The sequence below is a fragment of the Mesorhizobium sp. M0848 genome (genome assembly GCF_040319805.1).
Classification (GTDB): domain Bacteria; phylum Pseudomonadota; class Alphaproteobacteria; order Rhizobiales; family Rhizobiaceae; genus Mesorhizobium.
Genome location: NZ_JAMYOM010000002.1, coordinates 68,956 through 90,769, shown reverse-complemented (window position 1 = coordinate 90,769; position 21,814 = coordinate 68,956). Strand labels below are relative to the sequence as shown.

21 protein-coding genes are annotated in these 21,814 nt (G+C 63.3%); 17 read left to right on the top strand and 4 right to left on the bottom strand.

Annotated elements, in window-relative coordinates:
* Positions 1-2 precede the first annotated feature (2 nt).
* A complete protein-coding gene (locus NKH95_RS02340; protein WP_352890931.1) occupies positions 3-2,030 on the top strand; it encodes a CocE/NonD family hydrolase in 2,028 nt (675 codons plus the stop codon).
* A 19-nt stretch (positions 2,031-2,049) separates the two neighbouring features.
* Here the strand turns inward: NKH95_RS02340 and NKH95_RS02335 are convergent, their stop codons facing one another.
* Positions 2,050-2,952, bottom strand: coding sequence for a LysR family transcriptional regulator (locus tag NKH95_RS02335; RefSeq protein ID WP_352673958.1), 903 nt, complete (start codon positions 2,950-2,952; stop codon positions 2,050-2,052).
* Positions 2,953-3,054: 102 nt separating this feature from the next.
* Between NKH95_RS02335 and NKH95_RS02330 the strand changes: the two genes are divergently transcribed.
* From NKH95_RS02330 to NKH95_RS02320, 3 genes are all read left to right on the top strand, one after another.
* Positions 3,055-4,044 (top strand): zinc-dependent alcohol dehydrogenase family protein, encoded by a 990-nt coding sequence (locus tag NKH95_RS02330; RefSeq protein WP_352890928.1) that lies wholly within the window; start codon positions 3,055-3,057, stop codon positions 4,042-4,044.
* Positions 4,045-4,238: 194 nt separating this feature from the next.
* Entirely contained in the window at positions 4,239-4,538 is a 300-nt protein-coding gene (locus NKH95_RS02325) for a TFIIB-type zinc ribbon-containing protein (RefSeq protein WP_023808853.1), read from the top strand.
* A gap of 68 nt (positions 4,539-4,606) precedes the next feature.
* Positions 4,607-5,593 (top strand): Tim44 domain-containing protein, encoded by a 987-nt coding sequence (locus NKH95_RS02320; RefSeq protein WP_352890926.1) that lies wholly within the window; start codon positions 4,607-4,609, stop codon positions 5,591-5,593.
* A 41-nt stretch (positions 5,594-5,634) separates the two neighbouring features.
* Here NKH95_RS02320 and NKH95_RS02315 read toward each other — a convergent pair whose 3' ends face one another.
* Positions 5,635-6,735: a lactonase family protein gene (locus NKH95_RS02315; protein ID WP_352722187.1), complete on the bottom strand. Its 1,101-nt coding sequence runs from the start codon at positions 6,733-6,735 to the stop codon at positions 5,635-5,637.
* A 199-nt stretch (positions 6,736-6,934) separates the two neighbouring features.
* On the opposite strand from NKH95_RS02315, the gene NKH95_RS02310 reads away from it, so the two are divergent.
* The 8 genes from NKH95_RS02310 to NKH95_RS02275 all read left to right on the top strand — a co-directional run bounded on the left by NKH95_RS02310 (position 6,935) and on the right by NKH95_RS02275 (position 14,503).
* Positions 6,935-7,486, top strand: a complete 552-nt coding sequence (locus NKH95_RS02310) for a MaoC family dehydratase (RefSeq protein ID WP_352440082.1) — start codon at positions 6,935-6,937, stop codon at positions 7,484-7,486.
* A 1-nt stretch (position 7,487) separates the two neighbouring features.
* Complete coding sequence (locus NKH95_RS02305) at positions 7,488-8,648, top strand: CaiB/BaiF CoA transferase family protein (protein ID WP_023808856.1); 1,161 nt, start codon at positions 7,488-7,490, stop codon at positions 8,646-8,648.
* On the top strand, positions 8,645-9,814 hold the full coding sequence (locus tag NKH95_RS02300; protein WP_352890924.1) for an extracellular solute-binding protein: 1,170 nt from the start codon (positions 8,645-8,647) through the stop codon (positions 9,812-9,814). Before NKH95_RS02305 ends, NKH95_RS02300 begins: the two co-directional genes overlap by 4 nt.
* 26 nt (positions 9,815-9,840) lie before the next feature.
* On the top strand, positions 9,841-11,028 hold the full coding sequence (locus NKH95_RS02295; RefSeq protein WP_352673948.1) for an ABC transporter substrate-binding protein: 1,188 nt from the start codon (positions 9,841-9,843) through the stop codon (positions 11,026-11,028).
* A gap of 66 nt (positions 11,029-11,094) precedes the next feature.
* The gene (locus tag NKH95_RS02290) at positions 11,095-11,832 is read left to right on the top strand and encodes an ATP-binding cassette domain-containing protein (RefSeq protein WP_352554897.1); all 738 of its coding nucleotides are present in this window, start codon (positions 11,095-11,097) and stop codon (positions 11,830-11,832) included.
* Positions 11,825-12,583 (top strand): ATP-binding cassette domain-containing protein, encoded by a 759-nt coding sequence (locus tag NKH95_RS02285; protein ID WP_352890921.1) that lies wholly within the window; start codon positions 11,825-11,827, stop codon positions 12,581-12,583. Before NKH95_RS02290 ends, NKH95_RS02285 begins: the two co-directional genes overlap by 8 nt.
* Positions 12,580-13,530 (top strand): ABC transporter permease, encoded by a 951-nt coding sequence (locus NKH95_RS02280; RefSeq protein WP_352440085.1) that lies wholly within the window; start codon positions 12,580-12,582, stop codon positions 13,528-13,530. The genes NKH95_RS02285 and NKH95_RS02280 overlap by 4 nt, the downstream gene beginning before the upstream one ends.
* Position 13,531: 1 nt before the next feature.
* Entirely contained in the window at positions 13,532-14,503 is a 972-nt protein-coding gene (locus NKH95_RS02275) for an ABC transporter permease (RefSeq protein ID WP_352440086.1), read from the top strand.
* 9 nt (positions 14,504-14,512) lie between these two features.
* On the opposite strand, the gene NKH95_RS02270 is transcribed toward NKH95_RS02275, so the two are convergent.
* Together NKH95_RS02270 and NKH95_RS02265 are read right to left on the bottom strand one after the other, a co-directional pair.
* Positions 14,513-15,352: an amidohydrolase family protein gene (locus NKH95_RS02270; RefSeq protein ID WP_352890918.1), complete on the bottom strand. Its 840-nt coding sequence runs from the start codon at positions 15,350-15,352 to the stop codon at positions 14,513-14,515.
* A gap of 65 nt (positions 15,353-15,417) precedes the next feature.
* On the bottom strand, positions 15,418-16,203 hold the full coding sequence (locus tag NKH95_RS02265) for an IclR family transcriptional regulator (RefSeq protein ID WP_023808863.1): 786 nt from the start codon (positions 16,201-16,203) through the stop codon (positions 15,418-15,420).
* A gap of 169 nt (positions 16,204-16,372) precedes the next feature.
* Here NKH95_RS02265 and NKH95_RS02260 point away from each other — a divergent pair, with 169 nt between their 5' ends.
* From NKH95_RS02260 to NKH95_RS02240, 5 genes are all read left to right on the top strand, one after another.
* Positions 16,373-17,692, top strand: coding sequence for an ABC transporter substrate-binding protein (locus tag NKH95_RS02260; RefSeq protein WP_352440088.1), 1,320 nt, complete (start codon positions 16,373-16,375; stop codon positions 17,690-17,692).
* Between the two features lie 133 nt (positions 17,693-17,825).
* Entirely contained in the window at positions 17,826-18,722 is an 897-nt protein-coding gene (locus NKH95_RS02255; RefSeq protein WP_023808865.1) for a carbohydrate ABC transporter permease, read from the top strand.
* Positions 18,722-19,588: a carbohydrate ABC transporter permease gene (locus tag NKH95_RS02250; protein ID WP_352673941.1), complete on the top strand. Its 867-nt coding sequence runs from the start codon at positions 18,722-18,724 to the stop codon at positions 19,586-19,588. Before NKH95_RS02255 ends, NKH95_RS02250 begins: the two co-directional genes overlap by 1 nt.
* Before the next feature lie 4 nt (positions 19,589-19,592).
* Positions 19,593-20,690, top strand: coding sequence for an ABC transporter ATP-binding protein (locus NKH95_RS02245; protein WP_352890915.1), 1,098 nt, complete (start codon positions 19,593-19,595; stop codon positions 20,688-20,690).
* Positions 20,691-20,695: 5 nt separating this feature from the next.
* Positions 20,696-21,808 (top strand): mandelate racemase/muconate lactonizing enzyme family protein, encoded by a 1,113-nt coding sequence (locus NKH95_RS02240; RefSeq protein WP_352890913.1) that lies wholly within the window; start codon positions 20,696-20,698, stop codon positions 21,806-21,808.
* The last annotated feature ends 6 nt before the right edge of the window (positions 21,809-21,814 follow it).

The following is a 21,814-nucleotide window of genomic DNA, read 5'->3' as shown; positions in this document are numbered from 1 at the left end:
CCATGCAAGATATCCGCGTCGTCACCGATTTCCCGCGCAAAATCCGCGAGATCGAGAATTTGTGGATTCCGATGCCTGACGGCGTCAAGCTGGCGGCGCGTGTCTGGCTGCCGGAAGACGCGGAGGCCGATCCGGTGCCGGCGATCCTCGAATATTTGCCCTACCGCAAGCGCGACGGAACGGTGGAGCGCGATGCGCTGACGCATCCCTATTTTGCCGGTCACGGCTATGCCGGCGTGCGGGTCGACATGCGCGGCTCAGGCGACAGCGAGGGATTGTGCAAGGGTGAGTATCTGAAGCAGGAGCAGGATGACTGTCTGGCGGTCATCGAATGGCTGGCCCGGCAATCCTGGTGCTCGGGTAGTGTCGGCATGATCGGCATCAGCTGGGGCGGCTTCAACGGGCTTCAGGTCGCCGCGCGGCGACCGCCAGCATTGAAAGCGGTTGTCTCGCTGTGCTCCACGGATGATCGCTACAATGATGACGTGCATTATCTCGGCGGCGCCATGATGTGCGACAATCTGATGTGGGGAACCACCGCCTGGGCCATCGCCATGACCCCGCCCGACCCGTTCATTGTCGGCGATCGCTGGCGCGATCTTTGGGAGCAACGGCTGAACGGCAACGGCATCTGGATGCAGGACTGGTTCGAACACCAGCGCCGCGACGATTTCTACAAGCACGGCTCGATCTGCGAGGACTATTCCGATGTCGAAATCCCGGTCTATGCCGTCGGCGGCTGGGCCGACGGCTATCCCAATCCGATCTTCCGGATGCTGGAAAAACTGAGCGGTCCTCGCAAGGGCCTGATCGGACCCTGGGGCCACAAATATCCGCACTTCGCCATGCCCGGCCCGCGTATCGGCTTCCTGCAGGAGTGCCTGCGCTGGTGGGATCAATATCTCAAGGGCATCGACACCGGCATTGCCGACGAGCCGATGCTGCGCGCCTGGATTCAGGACCCCGCACGGCCGGCGGCGATCTATGACGAGCGGCCCGGCCGCTGGGTCGCCGAGCCGGCGTGGCCGGGGCCGGGTGTCGGCGAAAAAGTGCTAAACCTTGCGCCGCGTGTGCTGAGCGAAGCCAAGGGCGAAGACGCGATCCTGGAGATTTCATCGCCGCAGACGGCCGGCCTGTCGTCCGGCGCCTGGTGCGGTTATGGCGTCATGCCGACCTTGCCGGTCGACCAGCGCACGGAGGAAGGCAATGCCCTGATCTTCGAGACCGCGCCGTTGACCGAAGCCATCGAGATCCTTGGTTTCCCCGAATTCGAGGTCAGGCTCTCCTCTGACAAGCCCGTCGCCCTTCTGTCCGCCACGCTGTCGCAAGTGTTCCCTGAAGGTGCTGCCTCGCGCATCAGCTACGGCATCCTCAACCTGAGCCATCGCAACGATGATCTGGACATCGCACCCATGGTGCCGGGCCAGGCGGAAACGGTGCGCATCAAGCTGCGCTGCTGCGGGCAGCGTTTCGAGGTTGGCGAGCGTATCCGGCTGGCACTGGCGACATCGCATTGGCCGATCGTCTTCCCGACCGCCGAGCAGGCGACGTTGTCGATCCATTGCGGCGACAGCCGGCTGATCCTGCCGGTGCGCCCAACGCAGAAGCTGGACGATACGCTGGGGGCCTTCCTGGCTCCGGAAAGCGCCGCGCCGATGGAGCAGGAGGTTCTGGCCAAGGGCGACGGTTTCCAGCGCTCGGTGTCGACGGACCAGGTCACCGGCGAGACCGTCTACGAGGTCGTCAATGACGGCGGCACGGTGCTGCATCCACATACACAGATGATTGTCGCGGCGAAGCATGCCGACCGGTTCATCATCCACCCCGACGACCCGAACTCGGCGGTCGGCACCTGCACCTGGGACAAGTCCTATGGTCGCGGCGACTGGCAGGCGCGGCTTTCGGTAAAGGCGACGGTAAGGGCGCTGCGCGATGTCTGGCGGATCGAGACCCACATCACTGCCCATGAGGGAGATGAAGTGGTCGTCGACCGCAGTGAGGTCAAGGAGTATCCGCGCGACCTCAACTGAAAGCGGCTGCGATTGGCAATCAGGCCATCGATCTCGGCAAGGCGGCCGCCAGTGCATCGACGGCCAGCCGCACCTTTAGTGGCAGATGCGGTGTCTGCAGCCAAAGGGCGTAGCAGTCGTAGAGATATCGTGGCTGGTCCGGCAACAGCGCCACCAGCGCACCGGCTTCAATGCGCTCGCGCACCAGCCACCAGGGCAGCCAGGCAAGCCCCATGCTCTCAACAGCCGCATCGGCGATGGCATCGAGATCGTCGAGCCGCAGCCGCCCGGTTGGCGTAATCTCCTGTACGGATTGCCCCTCGCGCGCAAACAGCCACGGCTGAACGACCTGGCCGAGCCGGCGGTAGACAATCGCCTGATGATCAGCGAGATCCTCGATACGCTGCGGCTCGTCATGAATTCTGAGATAGGAGGGTGCGGCGCAGACGACCATGTCCTGGCGCGCGACGCGGCGTGCGATCAACCCCGCCTTGTCGCCCAGAGCACCGGTCCGAATGGCGAGATCGTATCCGTCTTCGGCAAGATCGGCGAAGCGGTCGGTGAGCGACAGGTCGAGCTCCAGCATCGGATATTGCCGCGCCAGCCGCAGCAGCACGGGTGCAACGCAATGGCGGCCGAAATGCGCCGGCATGGTGACCCGCAGTTTTCCACGTGGTTCGGAGAACTGGTCGGCGGCGAGCGCATCGGCGGCTTCGGCCTCGGCCAGCACCACCCGGCAGCGTTCATAGTAGGCGCGCCCGAAGTCGGTCAGGCTCTGCCGCCGCGTGGTCCGGTTGAGCAGCCGCACGCCCAGCCGCTCCTCGAGGAACCGCACATGCTTGCCAACCATTGGTCCGGACAGATCGAGTGCGACTGCGGCGGCTGCGAACGAGCCGAGGTCGACGGCCCTGACGAACACGGCCATGCTCTCAAGCCGATCCATATTCAAAACTCCTGGTTTCTACTGTTCTTCCCTTACAGCCATTTATCCCCGGCAAGCCTAGCTGCATAGCTCATTCGGTTCAGATGATTTGGAGTATCCCGAATGACACGCGTAGTTCGCTTTCACCAGCATGGTGGCCCGGAGGTTCTGCGCATCGAGGATGTCGCGCTTCCCCCACCGGGGCCGGGCGAAGTTCAAATCCGGGTCAAGGCACTCGGCCTCAATCGCGCCGAGGCGCTGCTACGCGCGGGCGCCTATATCGAGACGCCGACGCTCCCCTCGGGGCTTGGTCTTGAAGCGGCGGGTGTCGTCGAGACTATTGGCGACGGCGTGAAGGATTTCGCGCCAGGTGACAGCGTCAGTGTCATCCCGCCGCAATCGATGATCCGCTGGCCGGCCTATGGCGATCTTGCCACCTACCCGGCCCGACTTGTCGTCAAGCATCCGCCGTCGCTTGACTGGCAAACGGCAGCGGCGGTCTGGATGCAATACCTCACCGCCTACGGCGCGCTGATCGACATCGCCGGGCTGCACAGCGGAGACGCCGTCGTCATCACAGCAGCATCGAGCAGTGTCGGGCTTGCGGCGATCCAGATCGCCAACAAGGTCGGCGCGACCGCGATCGCGGTGACGCGGACATCGGCGAAGATGCGGGCGCTGCTCGAGGCCGGCGCGGCCGACGTCGTGGCCTCGACGGAGGAGGATCTGGCGGCGCGATTGAACCAGATCGCCGGGCCGCGAGGCGTGCGCGTCGTGTTTGATGCGGTCGGCGGCCCGATCTTCGAGCCGCTGACGGCGGCCATGTCGCATAGCGGCATCCTCATCGAATATGGCGGACTGAGCCACGCGCCGACGCCATTCCCGCTGCCAGCGGTGCTGAGCAAGACGCTGACACTGCGCGGCTACCTCGTGCACCAGATCACCGGTAACCCGGTAAAGCTGGAGGCCGCCAAGGCGTTCATCGTCGAAGGCCTGCAGAGTGGGGCACTAAGACCGATCATCGACCGGACCTTTGCGTTCGACCAGATCGTCGAAGCGCATCGGTATCTGGAATCAAACGAGCAGTTCGGCAAAATCGTGGTGATGATTTGAGCGGAGTTGACAAACAAATCGTTCCTGGGGGCGATATCGCTCTTGAAGGCGCCGAGTTGCATTCCTAACTGTCTCACGCGGGCCGGGCCCCTCTGACTATCGCTTTTGGCGATCGTGATGTCGGACCGCTTTAACGGGCCCGTTTCCATGTTTTCGGTCAAGCGGGCTCAATCTTTTTCGGTTTGGAGCCCCGTATGACATCTTCTCTTCTTGGCATGACTTGCCCCTCCTGCCGCGTTGCGCTCGTGATGAGCGAACGCCAGGGTATCGAAATCGACTACTGTCCGCAGTGCCGCGGCGTCTGGCTTGATCGGGGAGAACTCGACAAAATCATCGAGCGTTCCGGCAGGGAAGCGGCGCCCGCGCCGCAGCCACAGCCGGCAGCATTCTCCCAGCCGCAACACGGCCAGGGCCGCGACGACGATTATTCCCGCTCCCACGGCCACCGCTATCCGAAGCGGAAGAAATCATTTTTCGAAGAGTTGTTCGATTGACCGCATGACGCCGGCACCCGGCGGCGGCTGAAAACTTCCGAAACCGCAGAGACAAAGGTTCATCTCCGATGACTTCCCGTACAAGCCGATTTGCAGCCCTCTTTGCAGGACTGTTCCTGGCGTTTTCGATGGTTGCGATAGACCATGCCGAGGCGCGCCGCGGCGGCAGTTTCGGCAGTCGTGGCATGCGCACGTTCCAATCGGCACCGCCGACCAGGACCGCACCGGCCCCGACCGCTCCAGTCGAGCGTTCGATGACGCCCAACACCGGTGCGAACAACGCGGCCCGGCAGCCGCAGGCCGGCCCGCAGAGGCCCGGCTTCATGAGCGGTTTCGGTGGAACGATGATGCGCAGCCTGCTGCTCGGCGGCCTGCTCGGCCTGCTCGTCGGCCAAGGCTTCGGCGGCCTGGCCGGCGTGTTCGGTTTCCTGCTTCAGGCCCTGCTCATCGGTGGCGCGATCATGCTGGCTATCCGCTTCTTCCGCTCGCAATCGGCGCGTGGTCCTGCGCCAGCGCTCGCCGGTGTCGGCAATGCCCAGGCTTCGAGATTTGAGAACCGCGCAACGGCAGGGCAGCAGACTGCAGGCTCCTTCACAATTCCTGGCTTTGGCGGTGTTTCGGGCGGAAGCTCTCCGGCCATCGGTTCTGATGAGATCACGCTGGCTCAGACCGACCTCGACGCATTCCAGCAGCTGTTGACCGATGTCCAGGAAGCATTCGGGCGCGAAGACCATGCCGCTCTGCGCCGGGCTGTTACCCCCGAAATGGTGTCCTATCTGTCGGAAGAGCTGGCCGACAATGCCCAGAAAGGTCTCAGGAACGAGGTAACGGACGTCACGTTGCTGCAGGCCGACGTCGCTGAAAGCTGGCGTGAGGATGACCGCGACTACGCCACGGCCGCATTGCGCTACGAGTCTCGTGACGTGACGCGCGAACGGGCCAGCGGCAAGGTCGTCGCGGGCGACGATGATCATCCGACAGAGACGACCGAGCTGTGGACATTCGTGCGTGAGAATGGCTCGAACTGGAAGCTCTCGGCAATACAACAGGCTTGAGCCCAGGGCGATTTTGTCCAGGGCTTCACAGTTGTGGGCGTTCAGCGCACGATCTTGATGCACATCGGCGTGCCGATCTCGATGGCGCGCCCGGTGTCGCTGAGCATGCCGGTCTCGGCGTCGCGAGCGAAAATCGAGATGCGGTCGGCATTCTGGTTAGCCGAGAACAGATGGCCGCCTGAAGGCGTCAGCGCCAGGTTGCGCGGCGTCGCACCGCCGCAAGGGACATAGCCGACGAGGGCCAGCGAACCTGTCTGCTGATCGACCGCCATGATGACGACGCTGTCGTGGCCACGGTTGGAGCCGTAGACAAAACGGCCATCCGGCGAAATCTGGATATCGGCGCAATGGTTGCTGTCGCGCGCCTCGGCCGGCACCGCCGGCTTTGCGTCGATGATGGACAGCTTGCCTGATGCCTCGTCCAGCGCCATCGAGACAATGGTCGAATCCAGCTCGTTCATGACAAAGACAAAGCGTCCGTTCGGATGCAACGCAAGATGGCGCGGACCGGCGCCCGGCGGCAGAGCGGATTCAGCGAGCTTGCTGAGCTCGCCATCTCGCCCGATGCGGTAGGACACCAGCCGGTCGATGCCGAGGTCGGCGACGATAGCCATGCCACCACCGGCAATGGTTTCGGTGACGCTGTGGGCATGCGAGCGTTCCTGCCGCGCCGCATTCGGGCCGGTGCCGGAATGCGATACGCTGGCCAGCGGCGCCGACAGCGCGCCGTCCTTTTCGAAACCATAAACCGCCACGGCACAATCCGGACCGCCCTCGCCCATGCCATAGTTGGCGACCAGCAGCCTCGTCCCGTCGCGGGTGATGGTGTTGTGGGCGGTGATGCTGCCGAGCGACGGCTGCTTGTTCAGATAAATGAGCGTACCAGAAGCTCGATCGAAGCTGTAGGCGGAGACGGTGCCCTCGCGCCAGGTGAAGACTTCCGAATTGGCATAGATGTGCGAGCCGTCTGGCGTCACCGACAGGAATGTCGGATTGTCGACATCGTTGGTCTCGGCCAGTTTTCGTGTTTCCAGCGTCGTCTCGTCAAAGCTGTAGACGCCGAGACCGACGCCCCGAGCGCCCTGAAAATACGGCGCCTCGCGGTTCAGGCTGCCGACAAAGACCAGACAATCCTTGCGCATGATTTCCTCCCCTGCCCGCCTGCGCTTCGGCGCGCGGGAGCAACCAAAATTTCGCCTGTTCACGCTTGCAACGCAACCCCATATGTGAAAATACTATTTACAAAAGAAGATTGACGGGAGGAGACGTCTTGCATTTCGACGCCTTGATGCGTTTTCCGACAGCTGAGACGTGCTCCAGGCAGGGCTGGTGGAGCCGACCATGAACGATTTTGCGCCCACCGTCGGCGTCGCCTCGACGCACCCAAAAAATATGCCCGAGGAGCACGCCGCGCTGCCGGTGTGGAACGCCGAAAACTGGTTCTATGAGGATTGGCCGGTCGGGCAGAAGATCCGCTCGTTGCGACGGACCATGGCCGAAGGCGATAGCCATTTGTTCAACACGCTGGTGCTCGACATCCACCCCTATGTGCAGGACCAGATATTTGCCGAGAGCGAAGGCATTTTCGGCAAGCGGCTGATCGCCGGCGCCTTTGTCTTCTCGGCTGGCCTCGGCCTGGTCGCCACCAATTGCGTCAATGCCTTTTCCTATGGCTACGACAAGCTCCGTTTCATAAAGCCTGTCTTCATTGGCGACACGATCTATTCGATCCGCTCCAACCTCGACAAGAAGCCCCGCTACAAGGAGATGGGGCTGATCCGCGCCAGCTATGAGGTTTTCAAGGGCGAAGGCGAGCTCGTTCTCTATTGCGAGCATCTGCAGACGGTGAAGTACCGCAACCCGGCCGACTTCGTCGGCAAGACGGAGAAATAGCATGCCGGCAGCAGCCGAATTGCCGCTCGCCGGTCTCGTCGTCGTCGACATGAGCCAGTTCCTGTCGGGCCCGTACTGCTCACTCAGGCTGCTCGATCTCGGTGCCCGCGTGATCAAGATCGAGCGTCCGGATGGCGGCGACCTGTCGCGCCGGCTCTATCTCAGCGACACCGAGATCGGCGGCGATTCCACCATCTTCCACGCCATCAACCGGGCCAAGGAAAGTCTTGCCATCGACCTCAAGAACGAGGCCGATCTCGAAGCGTTGCGCGGCCTCCTGGCCAGGGCTGACGTGCTGATCCAGAATTTCCGGCCGGGCGTCATCGAACGGCTCGGCCTGGACTATGAAGCGGTCCGCAAGATCAACCCGCGGCTGGTCTATGCTTCGATCAGCGGCTATGGCGAGGATGGGCCATGGGTCAAACGGCCCGGCCAGGATCTCTTGGCGCAGGCGCGTTCCGGCGTGATGTGGCTGAACGGCGACGAGGATCAGGGACCGGTGCCGTTCGGCCTCGCCATCGGCGACATGCTGGCTGGTGCCGCCTGTGCGCAGGGCATTCTGGCCGCACTGGTGCGGCGCGGCATCACCGGTCAGGGCAGCCATATCGAAACCAGCCTGCTGGAAGCGCTGGTCGATTTCCAGTTCGAGGTGCTGACGACGCATCTCAATGACGGCCGCCGGCTGCCCAGGCGCTCCAGCTTCCGCAGCGCGCATGCCTATCTGTCGGCGCCTTACGGTGTCTACCCGGCCAAGGACGGCTACCTCGCCATCGCTATGACGCCGATCCCCAAGCTGGCCGACCTCTTGTCGCTCAGCGAGTTGGCACCCTATCGCGACAAGCCTGCATCGTGGTTCACCGCGCGCGACGACATCAAGGCGATCATCGCGCAGCGGATCGCCACCAAAACCATCGACGAATGGCTTGATATCCTCGAGCCGGCCGACATCTGGTGCGCCAAGGTACTGACCTGGCCCGAGATGCTGGCAAGCGAGGGGTTTCAATCGCTCGATATGCTGCAGACGGTGACGCGCGAGGATGACGTCTCGATCCTCACGACGAGTTCGCCGCTCCGGGTCGATGGCATCAGGGCCAAGGTCGATCGGGCGGCGCCGCGCATCGGCGAGCACAGTGCCGCCATCCGCGCGGAGTTCGGCCTGTGAGCGTGCCCAAGCTCAAGGGCATGACCTGGAGCCATCCGCGTGGCTACGATCCGATGGTCGCCTGCTCGGCGCTGTGGCAGCAGAAGACCGGTATTGCCATCGAATGGGACAAGCGCTCGCTGCAGGATTTCGAATCCTTCCCGGTCGAGGAACTGGCGCGCGCCTATGATCTCATCGTCATCGACCATCCGCATGTCGGCCAGATCACGGCCGAAGGCTGCCTGGAGCCGCTGGATGTCGCCGGACGCGAGGCGGAACGCACGGCCCTTGCGTCGGGCAGCGTCGGCCAGTCCTATCCGAGCTACAACTGGCAAGGACGGCAATGGGCTTTCCCGATCGATGCGGCAACCCAGGTCCAGGCATGGCGGCCGGATGCGATCGAGGCGCCACCGGCGCGCTGGAGCGAGGTGCTCGATCTCGCCCGGCAAGGCCGTGTGCTGCTGCCGCTGCGGCCGCCTCACGTGTTGATGGTGTTTTACACATTCGCAGGCAATCTCGGCCGTCCTTGCACCACCGATCCATCCCACGATCTCATCGATGTTGACGCCGGTAGCGAAGTGTTTGAAGCAATGCGCGAGATTGCAGCGCTCGTTGATCCGGCTTGCTTGGAGATGGATCCGATTGCCGTCTCGGAGCGCATGGCGGAGGCCGGTTCCAGGTTCGTCTGCGCGCCACTGATCTATGGCTATGTTTCCTATGCGACGACTGGCTTTCGGGCGAACCGGCTGGCCTTTGCCGATGTTCCGGTCATCGGTTCCGGCGGCCCGATCGGTTCGGCGCTCGGCGGCACCGGCATAGCCGTATCAGCCTTTTCCAAAGCCAGGGATGCCGCGATCGACTTTGCCTATTGGGTCTCGAGCGGCGATGTCCAGCGCGGCGCCTATGCCGCCGCCGGCGGCCAGCCCGGCCATGCAGCGGCTTGGGAAGATCAGGCCGTCAATGAAGCGACCGGCAATTTCTACCGGGACACGCGCGCGACGCTGGAGGGTGCATGGGTGCGGCCGCGCCATGACGGCTACATGGCGTTCCAGCAGGCCGCGTCCGAACGCATCCTTTCCGGCATGACCTTCCGGCATCAAGCCCGACAGGTCGTTGCCGATCTCAATCGCCTGTTTCGGGAGAGTTCCCCGGTGCAGGTGTCCGGCGCTGCCGGTGGAGGAGCCTGAACCAAACCGAACGGAGGAGAACAAGAATGACAGGAATGATCCGCGGCCTGCTGGCCGCAACGGCGCTTGCCTCGCTTGCAACGGCCGCCTTTGCACAGGATGTGCAAGGCGTCATCGGTGGACTGCCGACCGAACTCAAGGCGCAGTATGACGGAGCGCCCCAGAAGGTATTGCCTTCGGCCTGGGAGAATTTCAACGCGCCGCCAAAGCCGTGGAAATGGTGCCACTCGGAATCCTACCAGGGCAACCCGTGGCGGGTCACGGTGACCAAGGAGTTGAAGCGTCTTGTCGACGGGCTGATCGCCGACGGCACCGTCTCCAGCTTCGAGGTGTCGGATTCCAACAACGACGCCAGCCAGCAGATCAACCAGATCCGCGCCTTCATCGACAAGAAATGCTCTATCATCACGTCGGTGCCGGGCTCGGCGACGGCGCTCGACGATGCAATCGACGCTGCCGCCAAGTCCGGCATTCCGTTCATCACAGCGGCCGGCTCGGTGACGAGCCCCAACGCGATCAATGTCGATTCCAACTATGCGCGCTGGGGCTATGACATGATGACGGCGATCGCCAAGGCGCAGCCGGACGGCGCCAGCATCCTTCTGGTCGAAGGCATCGCCGGACACCCGATCGTGGTGCAGGAGCGCCAGGGCGCGGACAAGGCGCTGGCCGAAAATCCGAAGCTGAAGATTTCGCGCAACGTCAACGGCAACTGGACAGCCAACGTCACCAAGACCGTGGTGCTGCAGGCGATCGCCACCAACCCGGCGCCGATCGATGCGGTGTGGACGACAGGCAGCGAAAGCCGTGTCGTTGCCGAAGCCTTCGCGGAAGCCGGCCGGCCGGCGCCATTGATCACCGGCTCGATCACCGGGGACGCGCTGGGCTACTGGAAGGCCAACCCCGACAAGTACCGCTTCGAAGGCCATGCGGTGCTGCCGCACTGGACCGCGCAAACACTGTTCCGCGTCGGCGAGCGCATGCTCGACGGACAGAAGCCGAAGCTGAACACGCTGCTGATCCCGATCCCGCCTGTCCACACCGCCGATCTCGGTGCCTGGTACAAGGACTGCATGACGACGGATGCCGTGTCGATCTTCCCGATCCCGCCGAAAGATCCGATGCCGGAGGAATGGCTCGACGCCTATTTCTCGAACCCGGCGCCGACCAAGGGCTGGGATTATTCGAAGGTGCCCGATGCCTGTGCAAAGTGACGCCTGCTAGTCTCTCAGCAGGCCGGCTCCTTTCAGGGAGCCGGCCTGCCAGCATCGAAACGCGACATGCTTGAAATCAAAACCATATCCAAACGCTATGGCGAGACGATCGCGCTCGCGGACGCATCGATAGCGTTTCGGGCGGGAACCATCCACACCATCCTGGGCGAGAACGGTTCGGGCAAGAGCACGATGGTCAAGCTGCTGTCCGGCATCGTCCAGCCGGACAATGGCGCGATCCTGCTGCAAGGCAAGCCGTTTTCGGGTGCCAAGCCCTCGGCCTTCCAGGCGCAAGGTTTTGCCACGGTGTTCCAGGAGGTGCTGATCGCGCCGGACTGCAGCGTCATCGATAACATCCTGCTCGGCCTCGACGGGCTGGTCCGGCGCGCTGTTCCCCGCAACGAGCGCCGTGACCGGGCGAAAGCCGCGCTGAAGCGCTTCGCGGTTACCGACGTCCCCCTCGACAAGCCAGCCGGCCTGCTGCCGCTTGCCGCGCAGCAATTGGTCGTTCTCGCCCGCGCGATCGTGCGCAACCCAAAGATCCTGATCCTCGACGAGGTCACCGCCGCGCTCGACTTCGCCGATCGCGAATCCGTCTTTTCCCTGATGCGCGCGCTGGCCGGCGAAGGCTGCCTGATCCTGTTCATCACCCACCGCATGGACGAGGTGATGTCGCTGTCGGATCGCATCTCGATCCTGCGCGGCGGCAGCGTCGTGCGCACCGAGGAGCGCGGCGCTTCGACGCCGGCTGAACTTCTCAAGGCGATGGCGCCACGCACGGCGGCGGAGCTGCAGCATGGCTGATCGCGCCGCCCTCGATTTTGGTGGTCTTGCCGTTCGGGACCTTGTCATCGCGCCCGGCGCCAGCCCGATCACGCAGGCAATCGCTCCGGGTGAGATCGTCGGGCTTGCCGGTCTCGATGGTCATGGCCAGGAGCTGTTTCTCAAGATGCTTGCCGGCCTGGAACCGCCCCATGGCGGCTCGATCGAACTCGGTTCATCGGATGCCTCCCGAAAGATTACCGGGTTTCGCAAGGCTGTCGCCAGCGGCATCGCCTATTTGCCGCGCGACCGACGCGCCAACGGCATTTTCCCGACACAGTCGGTGCTCGACAATTTCGCCGTCTCGACCTTGTCGCGCGACACGCGGCTCGGGCTAATCAGCCCGTCGGCACGCAAGGCGCGCTACGACTTCTATCGCGAAAAACTCTCGATAGTGGCGCCCCGGCCCGATGCGCCGATCACCACTCTTTCGGGCGGCAACCAGCAGAAGGTGCTGTTGGCGCGTGCCTTGGCGCTGGAGCCCGCGATCCTGCTCCTCAACGATCCGACGCGTGGCGTCGACGTGGCGACGCGGCATGTGCTCTACGACGTGTTTCGCGGGCTGGCGTCCGACGGCATGGGGCTCGTCATCCTATCCAGTGAAATCGAGGAGATTCTTTTCCTGTGCCAGCGCGTGCTGGTGTTCCGTGAGAATGAAGTCGCGGCCGAGATCTCTGGCGACGCGCTCACCACCGACAGCGTGATATCAGCCATGTTCGGACGTGCGGCATGAACCCTGTTGCGCGCCTCCTGTCCCTTGGGCGAAATTTCGGCTTCGCGGTGGTGCTGCTGGTCGTGCTGCTTGCGATCAATCTTATCCTCAGCCCCGGGCGGTTCCAGCCGGGTTCCTGGGGCGCGCTGGTCGGATTGGCGGCGCCCTTGATCGGTGCGGCCATTGCGTCCACGCCTGTCATCCTCGCCGGGCGTGGCGGAATCGACATCTCGGTCGGGCCATTGATGGGCTTCGTCAACGCTTTGACGATCCAGGTGCTGTTCCTCGGCACCGGCATCTCATCGCCCCTGGTGCTCGTTCCGGCTGCATTGCTCGTCGGGGCGCTGGTGGGTGCTGCGAACGGCTTTCTGGCGACAATCGTGCGCATTCAGCCGATCGTCGCGACGCTCGGCACCTATCTGATCCTCACCGGCGTGACGTTAACAATCCTGCCGGCGCCGATCGGTCCCGCACCGGCCTGGCTCAAGGCACTGTCCGGTCCGCTGTCGATGCTGCCGCTGGCGGCGATGTTCATCGTCTGGTGGCTGGTGCGGCGCACCCCTTACTACGACCAGCTTATGGCGGTGGGCAGCGACGACCGTGCCGCCTACACCGCCGGCGTCGATGTCACGCGCGTGCGCTTCATCGCCTATATCATGACCGGCATCCTTGGCGGCTGCGCCGGATTGATGCTTACCGCGCTGATCGGCTCCGCCGATCCGAACATCGGGCCAACTTACACACTGATCGCCATCGCCGCGGTAGCGCTCGGCGGCGTCAGCCTTGCAGGCGGCCGTGGTGGGGTGGCGGGTGCCGCCATCGGCGCCATCGACATCTTCCTGCTGCAAAGCGTGCTGACGACGTTCAATGTCTCGACCTTCGTGCTGCAGATCGCCTACGGCGCGATCCTGGTGCTGGCCGTGATGCTGACAGCGCTGCAGGAACGTCTTGCTATGGGGAGACGCTGACATGGTTTTGCGCCAAAACCTCTTCGCCACAACCAACGCTCGCGTCGTCGGCGCCTTCTGCGTCGCCGCCCTTCTGCATCTCGCCGGCACGATCCTCATTCCTGGCTACTCCGCGCCGTTTGCCATACGCGCCATGCTGGTGCTCGCCTCGCTGCTCGCCGTGGCCTCGATCGGGCAGACGCTGGTCGTCATCATGGGCGGCATCGACCTGTCGATCCCTTTCGTCATTGGCTTTGCCAATGTCGTGGCGGCGCAGCTTTATGGCGATGGCTGGCATTTTGTCCTGGTCTGCGGCCTCGTCGGCGTACTGGCGATCATCATCGGCGGGCTGAACGGGCTGATCTCGCGCAGCCTCGACATCCAGCCGCTCATCGTCACGCTCGGCATCGGCATGGTCGTGCAAGGGCTGGTGCTGTTGTGGACGGCGGGTTTCCCGTCAGGCTCCGCACCGCAAGCGGTATCCAGCTTCGTCTCGATCGGCGGATCGGCCGGACCGCTGCCGGTGCCGTGGCTGGTGCCGAGCCTTGTCGTGCTGGCGGCACTCGTCGTCCTGGTGCTGGAGCGAACGCCCTATGGCCGCCGGCTTTACGCGCTGGGCAGCAATCCGGGCGCGGCGCCGCTGGCGCTGATTGACCCGGTTCGCATGTGGGTCGTCACCTATGCGGCAAGCGCTTTCTTCGCCGCCGTGGCAGGAGTGCTGCTGCTCGGCTTCACCGGTTCGGCCTATGGCGATGTCGGCCAGCCCTATCTGTTCCAGACCATCGCAGCCGTTGTCGTAGGAGGTGCAGCACTTGTCGGCGGCCGGGGAAGCTATCTCGGCACGATCGCCGGCGTGCTGGTGCTGACCGAGATCAACACGCTGCTGATCGGCCTCGGCTTCCAGCCCGCAGCGGTGCAGGCCGCGCTCGGCTTCGTCATCGTGCTGCTGGTTTCGCTCTATGGCCGCGAACGGCACGTCTCGACAACCATCTGAAATAACCAGTCAGTCGAGCCGCCACAGCTTGCGGGCATTGTCGGACAACAGCCTGTCGCGCTCGGCAATGCTGCAGCCCGAGAGCAATGCATGGGTCGCCGCCACCCAGGTCGACAGGCCGCCGCCTAGCGTGCAGACCGGCCAGTCGCTGCCCCAGACGACGCGGTCCCAGCCGAATGAACTGATAGTGTGCTCGACGTACGGCCGCAGCGTCTCGACCGTCCAGCTGCCGGCATCGGCATAGGCGACGACGCCGGATATCTTGGCCATGACATTCGGGCGCCGCGCGATCTCGCTCATATGCTCGCGCCATGGATGTTCGGCTCCGCCCTTGATGTCGGGTACGCCGCAGTGATCGAGGACGAACGTCACATCGGGCGCCGGGTCGGCCAGCGCAATCGCCTTGGGGATCTGGTGCGGCAGCACGACGAGATCGAAGGTCAGGCCGGTGCCGCCAAGCCGCTTGATGCTGGCGCGAAACACCGCACCTTCCGAGAGCTCGTCGGGCACGACGTGGAGGACGCGGCGAAAGCCTTTTACGAACGGGTTTGCCCGCTGCCGTTCGAGATAGGCCGCGAAGTCCCCTTCCTCAGGACGGCAGGACGCGATCACCCCGGCCAGCATGCTGCCGGACTGCCGTGACAGTCCTTCCACACGAGCGGTCTCGGCTTCGATGTCGGCCGCATCGACATCGACCTCCATATGCAGCACACGCCCTACGCCGACACGCTGCGCCTCCACGGCGTATTCCTCATAGGAGAAATCGCGGTTGAGCGCCGGCACGCCGGCGAGCCAGGGATAGCGCAGGGCCGAGCGATCGATCAGGTGAAGATGGGTATCGATGATCATGGTGAGGCTCCTCCCTCTGGCTTTTCAAATCATCTCACGGGGGAATTCTTCATTCAAATAAGAATTCACACCGATGAGCCGACTGCTGATCCAGCAAGGTGCGACAGCTTTTCACACGTTGCCAGCAACAGTTCGATCGTCCTGGTGATGTCGGGCGCGGAAGGCGCGTTGACCACCGTGATGTAGGGAATCGACAGCGCGGCGATCGCCTTGCCGTCGGAACTGCGCACCGGGGCGGACAGGTTGAAGACGCCGGCTGTCTGCATCGAGGCCATCATCTCGTAGCCACGGTCGCGGATCTGGTCGAGACGGGTGAAGAACTCGGTCGATTGCGCCGTCTTGTCGGTGCTGCGGACGTGTTCGGAAATCATCATCTGGCGCTCTTCCGGTGAGCGGAAAGCGAGCAGCACATGTCCCGAGCCGGTGTCGAACAGACTGATATGGGAGCCGACCCGGATCGATATGCCCCAGTAGTTCGGTGCTTCTTGCTGGCCGATGACGACGGCAGAACCGCGATCAAAAACAACGAGTTGGTTGGCCTGCTGCGATGTCTCGGCAAGCTCACGCATCAGCGGCGTCGCATAGGAGACCAGCCGCCGAACCGGCGCGTGCAACTGTGCCAGACCGAACAGCTTGAGCGTCAGCGAATAGCGGTCGCCGTCGAGCCTGGTGACATAGCCGCGCCGCACCAGCCGGTCGAGCATACGGTAGAATTCGTTGGGGCTGCGGTCGAGTTTCTTGGCGATTTCTGCCTGGGTCAGGCCGCCGTCGACGCCCGCCAGCAGTTCAAGGATATCGAGCCCCTTGTCGAGCGCCGGCGCGCGATAGCGCTCGTCTTCGCTGTCGTCCATGGGCTCATCCTCCAGTGAATTTCACCCTTCATATACGCAGGAACTTGCGCGGCGGAAACAAATTTCGCCTTGACGTGTCTATGAATGTTTTGTTTGTATATGAATGTAGCACTTCTTGTCATCAGACGAGTTGCGGTCGCCGCGGAGGCGGCACCAAGGGAGGATACCAATGAACAGACTGCTGTCCGGCGTGTGCGCCGGTGCATTGTTGCTCGCGTCAGGTGCGGGCGCTGCCCTTGCCGGCGACCTGCCCGGCAAGTTCGAAGGCGTGACCGTCGACGTGAAGCTGATCGGCGGCCAGCAATATGAAAAGCTCTACGAGCGCATTCCCGAATGGGAGAAGGCGACCGGCGCCAAGGTCAACATCCTGACCAAGAAGAACGGCTTCGACATCGACAAGGAGCTCAAGTCCGACATCGCCTCGGGCAGCACCAACTGGTGCGTCGGCTGGAACCATTCGTCCTTTGCGCCGCAATATACGGGCCTTTACACCGACCTCAGCAAATTGCTGCCCAAGGAAGAGATCGACGCTTTCGTGCCGTCGACGATCACGTCCGCAACCATCGACGGCAAGCTGGAGATGCTGCCGCGTGCGCAGTTCGACGTTTCGGCGCTCTACTACCAGAAGAGCCTGTACGAGAACGCCGACAACAAGACCAAGTTCAAGGCGAAGTACGGCTATGATTTGGTGCCGCCGGACACCTGGAAGGAAGTGACCGACCAGGCCCAGTTCTTCGCCAACCCACCCAATTTCTACGGCACGCAGTTCGCCGGCAAGGAAGAGGCGATCAACGGCCGCTTCTACGAGATGGTTGTCGCTGAAGGCGGCGAGTATCTCGACAAGGACGGCAAGCCGGTCTTCAATTCCGAGGCCGGCATCCGGGCGCTCGACTGGTTCGTCAACCTCTACAAGGCCAAGGCCGTACCGGCCGGAACCACCAACTATCTCTGGGACGATCTCGGCCAGGGCTTTGCGTCCGGCACCGTCGCCATCAACCTGGACTGGCCGGGCTGGGCTGGCTTCTTCAACGATCCGAAGTCGTCGAAGGTCGCCGGCAATGTCGGCGTGAAAGTCGCGCCGAAGGGCTCGTCCGGCAAACGCACCGGCTGGTCAGGTTTCCATGGCTTCTCGGTGACCGAGAATTGCCCCAACAAGGAGGCCGCGGCTTCCCTGGTGTGGTGGCTGACCAACGAAGACAGCCAGAAGCTCGAGGCCGCCGCAGGCCCGCTGCCGACCCGCAGCGCGGTGTGGGACTGGGATTTGAAGCAGGCCGAAAACGATCCTTACAAGAAGGAGGTTCTTACCGCCTTCCAGGAAGAGGCCAAGCACGCGTTTGCCGTGCCGCAGACGCCTGAATGGATCGAGATCTCGAACGCCGTCTATCCCGAATTGCAGGCGGCGATCCTCGGTGACAAGACCTCCAAGCAGGCACTGGACGATGCGGCCGCCAAGGCGACGCAAATCCTCCAGGACGCCGGCAAGCTCTAGAAACGGGCTCCCAAGGCTGCCTCCCCCTTCGGAAATGGGGGAGGCGATCGTGTTTCGCGGCCAGCGATTTACGCTAACCCATCGCCCCCGGCCCACTCACGGCCGTCCAAATGCAAACACCTCAAGGATTCTGATGAAGGGCTTCAAGCCATCCGCGCCATTCCTGCTGCTGCTTCCGGCCATGATCGTGCTGGCGGCGGTTGTCGTTGTGCCGTTGCTGTTGTCCCTTTACTCCAGCTTCACGCCGTTCCGCCTGACGCGGCCCGAAACGTTCTACGTCTTCATCGGCATCCGGAACTATCTTTCGATCCTGTCCAACACTGATTTCTGGTGGGCGTTCGGTCGCACGGTGCTGCTGCTGACCATCGCGCTCAATCTCGAAATGCTGCTTGGCCTTGGGCTTGCCATGCTGGTCGAGAAAGCGACACGCGGCCAGCGCATCCTGCGCACGCTGATGATGTTTCCGATGATGTTTTCGCCGATCCTGGTCGGCTTTCAGTTCAAGTTTATGTTCAACGACAATATCGGACTGGTGAACAATGCGCTGCAGTCGCTCGGCATCACGCAAGACGCCATACCGTGGCTGATCGAGGGCCATCTCGCCTTCATCGCCATCTCGATCGCCGAGATCTGGTCGTCGACGGCGATCTTCGCCATCCTGATCCTCGCCGGCCTGCTCGCCATGCCCAAGGAGCCGATCGAGGCGGCGCGGGTCGACGGCTGCACGCCGTGGCAGACATTCCGCTATGTGACGTGGCCGTTCGTCATGCCTTTCGCGTACATCGCCATGACCATTCGCTCGCTCGACGTCGCGCGCGCCTATGACATCGTCAAGATCATGACCGATGGCGGACCGGCGGGCCGCACCGAACTGCTATGGACCCTGGTGGCCCGCACCGCCTACAGCGACGGGCGCATGGGCATGGCCAACGCCATGGCCTATTTCTCGATCCTGCTGTCGATCGCCTTCACCGTCTACTTCTTCAACAAGCTCGCCGCGGCGCGCACGCAGATCGGTGCGGAGTGGTGATGGACGAGAATTCTTCCGCCCGCCTGAAGCGCCGGCTGCTGGGCGTCGTCTATCGCATCGGCCTGTTCCTGGCGATGCTGACCATCTGCCTGCCGGGCCTGTGGATCGTCATCTCGTCGCTACGGCCGACGGTCGAGATCATGGCCAAGCCACCTGTCTGGATCCCGCAGGAGATTTCATTCGACGCCTATGTCGCCATGTTCTCAGGCATCGGCAAGGGCGGCATCCCTGTCATCGAGTACTTCCGCAACTCACTGATCATCTCGGTGACCTCGACGGTCATTGCGGTGGCCATCGGCATGGCCGGCGGCTATGCGTTCGCCCGCTATCGTTTTCGCGGCAAATCGAGCGTCTTCCTCGGCCTGATGCTGACGCGCACCGTGCCGGGCATTGCGCTCTCGCTGCCACTGTTCTTCCTTTATGTGCGGCTCGGCATCATCGATACGCATTTCGGGCTGATCCTTGCCTATGTCGCCCTCAACGTGCCATTCACGATCTGGCTGATCGACGGCTTCTTCCGCCAGGTGCCCAAGGACCTCGCGGAGGCGGCACAGATCGACGGCTGCACGCGCTGGCAGGCGTTCTGGCAGGTCGAGTTCCCGCTTGCCGGGCCGGGCATCGCGTCGGCCGCGATCTTCGCCTTCCTGACCTGCTGGAACGAGTTCGCGCTGGCCTCGCAGCTGACCCGCTCGGTGAGCGCCAAGACGCTGCCGGTCGGCCTGCTCGATTACACGGCCGAGTTCACCATCGATTGGCGCGGCATGTGCGCGCTGGCCGTGGTGATGATCATCCCGGCGCTCACCCTCACCTACGTCGTCCAGAAACACCTTGTCGGCGGCCTGACCTCCGGCGCGGTGAAAGGCTGATACCATGGCAACCGTTACCCTCACCAAGCTGACCAAGCGCTACGGCAACATCGGGATCGTGCACGGCATCGATCTCGATATCGCCGACCGCGAATTCATCGCGCTGGTCGGCCCGTCCGGCTGCGGCAAGTCGACGACGCTGCGCATGATCGCAGGGCTGGAAGAGATCAGCGCCGGCTCGATCGAGATTGGCGGACGCGTCGTCAACGACCTGCCGCCACGCTCGCGCAACATCTCGATGGTGTTCCAGTCCTACGCGCTCTATCCGCACATGACGGTGCGCGAGAATCTCGGCTTCTCGCTGAAGATCGCCGGTGCCGCCAAGGAAGACATGGACCGCCGTGTCGCCGAAGCCTCGGCCATCCTCGGCCTCGACACGTTGCTTGATCGCCGCCCCTCACAACTGTCCGGCGGCCAGCGCCAGCGCGTCGCCATGGGCCGCGCCATCGTGCGCGATCCTGACGTCTTCCTGTTCGACGAGCCGCTTTCCAATCTCGACGCCAAATTGCGCACGCAGATGCGCACCGAGATCAAGAAGCTGCATGCCAAGGTGCAGTCGACGGTGATCTACGTCACCCACGACCAGGTCGAAGCGATGACGCTGGCCGACCGCATCGTCATCATGCGCGACGGCCATATCGAACAGGTGGGCACGCCCGACGAAGTGTTCCGGCGGCCGGCAACCCGCTTCGTTGCCGGCTTCATCGGCTCACCGCCGATGAACCTGCATGAGGCGACGATCGATGACGGCCAGATGGTTTTTGCCAGCGGCGAGAAGTTGCCCTTGCCCGGCCAGTTCAAGGCCAATGTCGCCACCGGCGACAAGGTGGTGTTCGGGCTGCGGCCGGACGACATTTATCCGACCGGCCATGGCATCAGTTCCGGTAGCGCGGCCGACGTCCACCAGATCGAACTGCCGATCACGGTGACCGAACCGCTCGGCAACGAGACGCTGGTGTTCGTCGAATTCAACGGTACGGACTGGGTGTCGCGCATGCTGAACCCGAGGCCATTGAGGCCGGGCGAGCGGGTCGCCATGAGCCTCGACATGTCGCAGGCGCACCTGTTTGCAACCGAGACCGGAAAGACATTGCGGAGCTGATCGGCATGGCCAAAATTGAGAAAGTCGACCTTCGGATGGTGGACCTTGTGCCCAAGGTCAAGCGCACCGACGCCATCCAGAGCTTCGTCAGCCAGGAAACGCCTATCGTCACCATCACCGATTCCGACGGTGCGGTCGGCACTGGCTACAGCTACACGATCGGCACCGGCGGCTCGTCGGTGATGCGGCTTTTGTCCGACCATCTGGTGCCGCGCCTGATCGGCCGCGACCCCGATATGATCGAGGCGATCTGGCACGATCTCGAATTCGCCACCCATGCCACCACGATCGGAGCGATCACGGCCATCGCGATTGCGGCCATCGATACCGCACTGTGGGATCTGCGGGCCAAGAAGCAGAACCTGCCTTTGTGGAAGCTGGCTGGCGGCGCCAAGGACCGCTGCCCGCTGTACACGACCGAAGGCGGCTGGCTGCACATCGAGACGCAGGCGCTGGTCGACGATGCGCTGGCCGCCAAGGCCAAGGGCTTTCGCGGCTCGAAGGTGAAGATCGGCAGGCCGCACGGCTCGGAAGATCTGGCGCGCCTGTCGGCGGTGCGCAAGGCGGTCGGCGACGGCTACGAGATCATGACCGACGCCAATCAGGGGTTTTCGGTCGACGAGGCGATCCGGCGCGCGGCAAGATTACGCGACCTCGACCTCGCCTGGATCGAGGAGCCACTGCCGGCCGACGACATCGACGGGCATGTGCGGTTGTCGAACGCGACGCCGACGCCGATTGCCATCGGCGAGTCGCTCTACTCCATTCGCCATTTTCGCGAGTACATGCAGAAAGGCGCCTGCTCGATCGTGCAGGTCGATGTCGGCCGCATCGGCGGCATCACGCCCTGGCTCAAGATCGCGCACGCGGCGGAGGCCTTCGACATTCCGGTCTGCCCGCATTTCCTGATGGAACTGCATGTCAGCCTGACCTGCGCTGTTCAGAACGGCCGATATGTCGAGTACATTCCGCAACTCGACCAGTTAACCGGCAAGCGCCTCCGCATCGAGGATGGCCAGGCGCTGGCGCCCGACGAACCGGGCATCGGCATCGATTGGGACTGGGACGCGGTGAAGGCCATGAGCATCGCCGAATTCACCACGGCGATCACGAAATAGGAGACG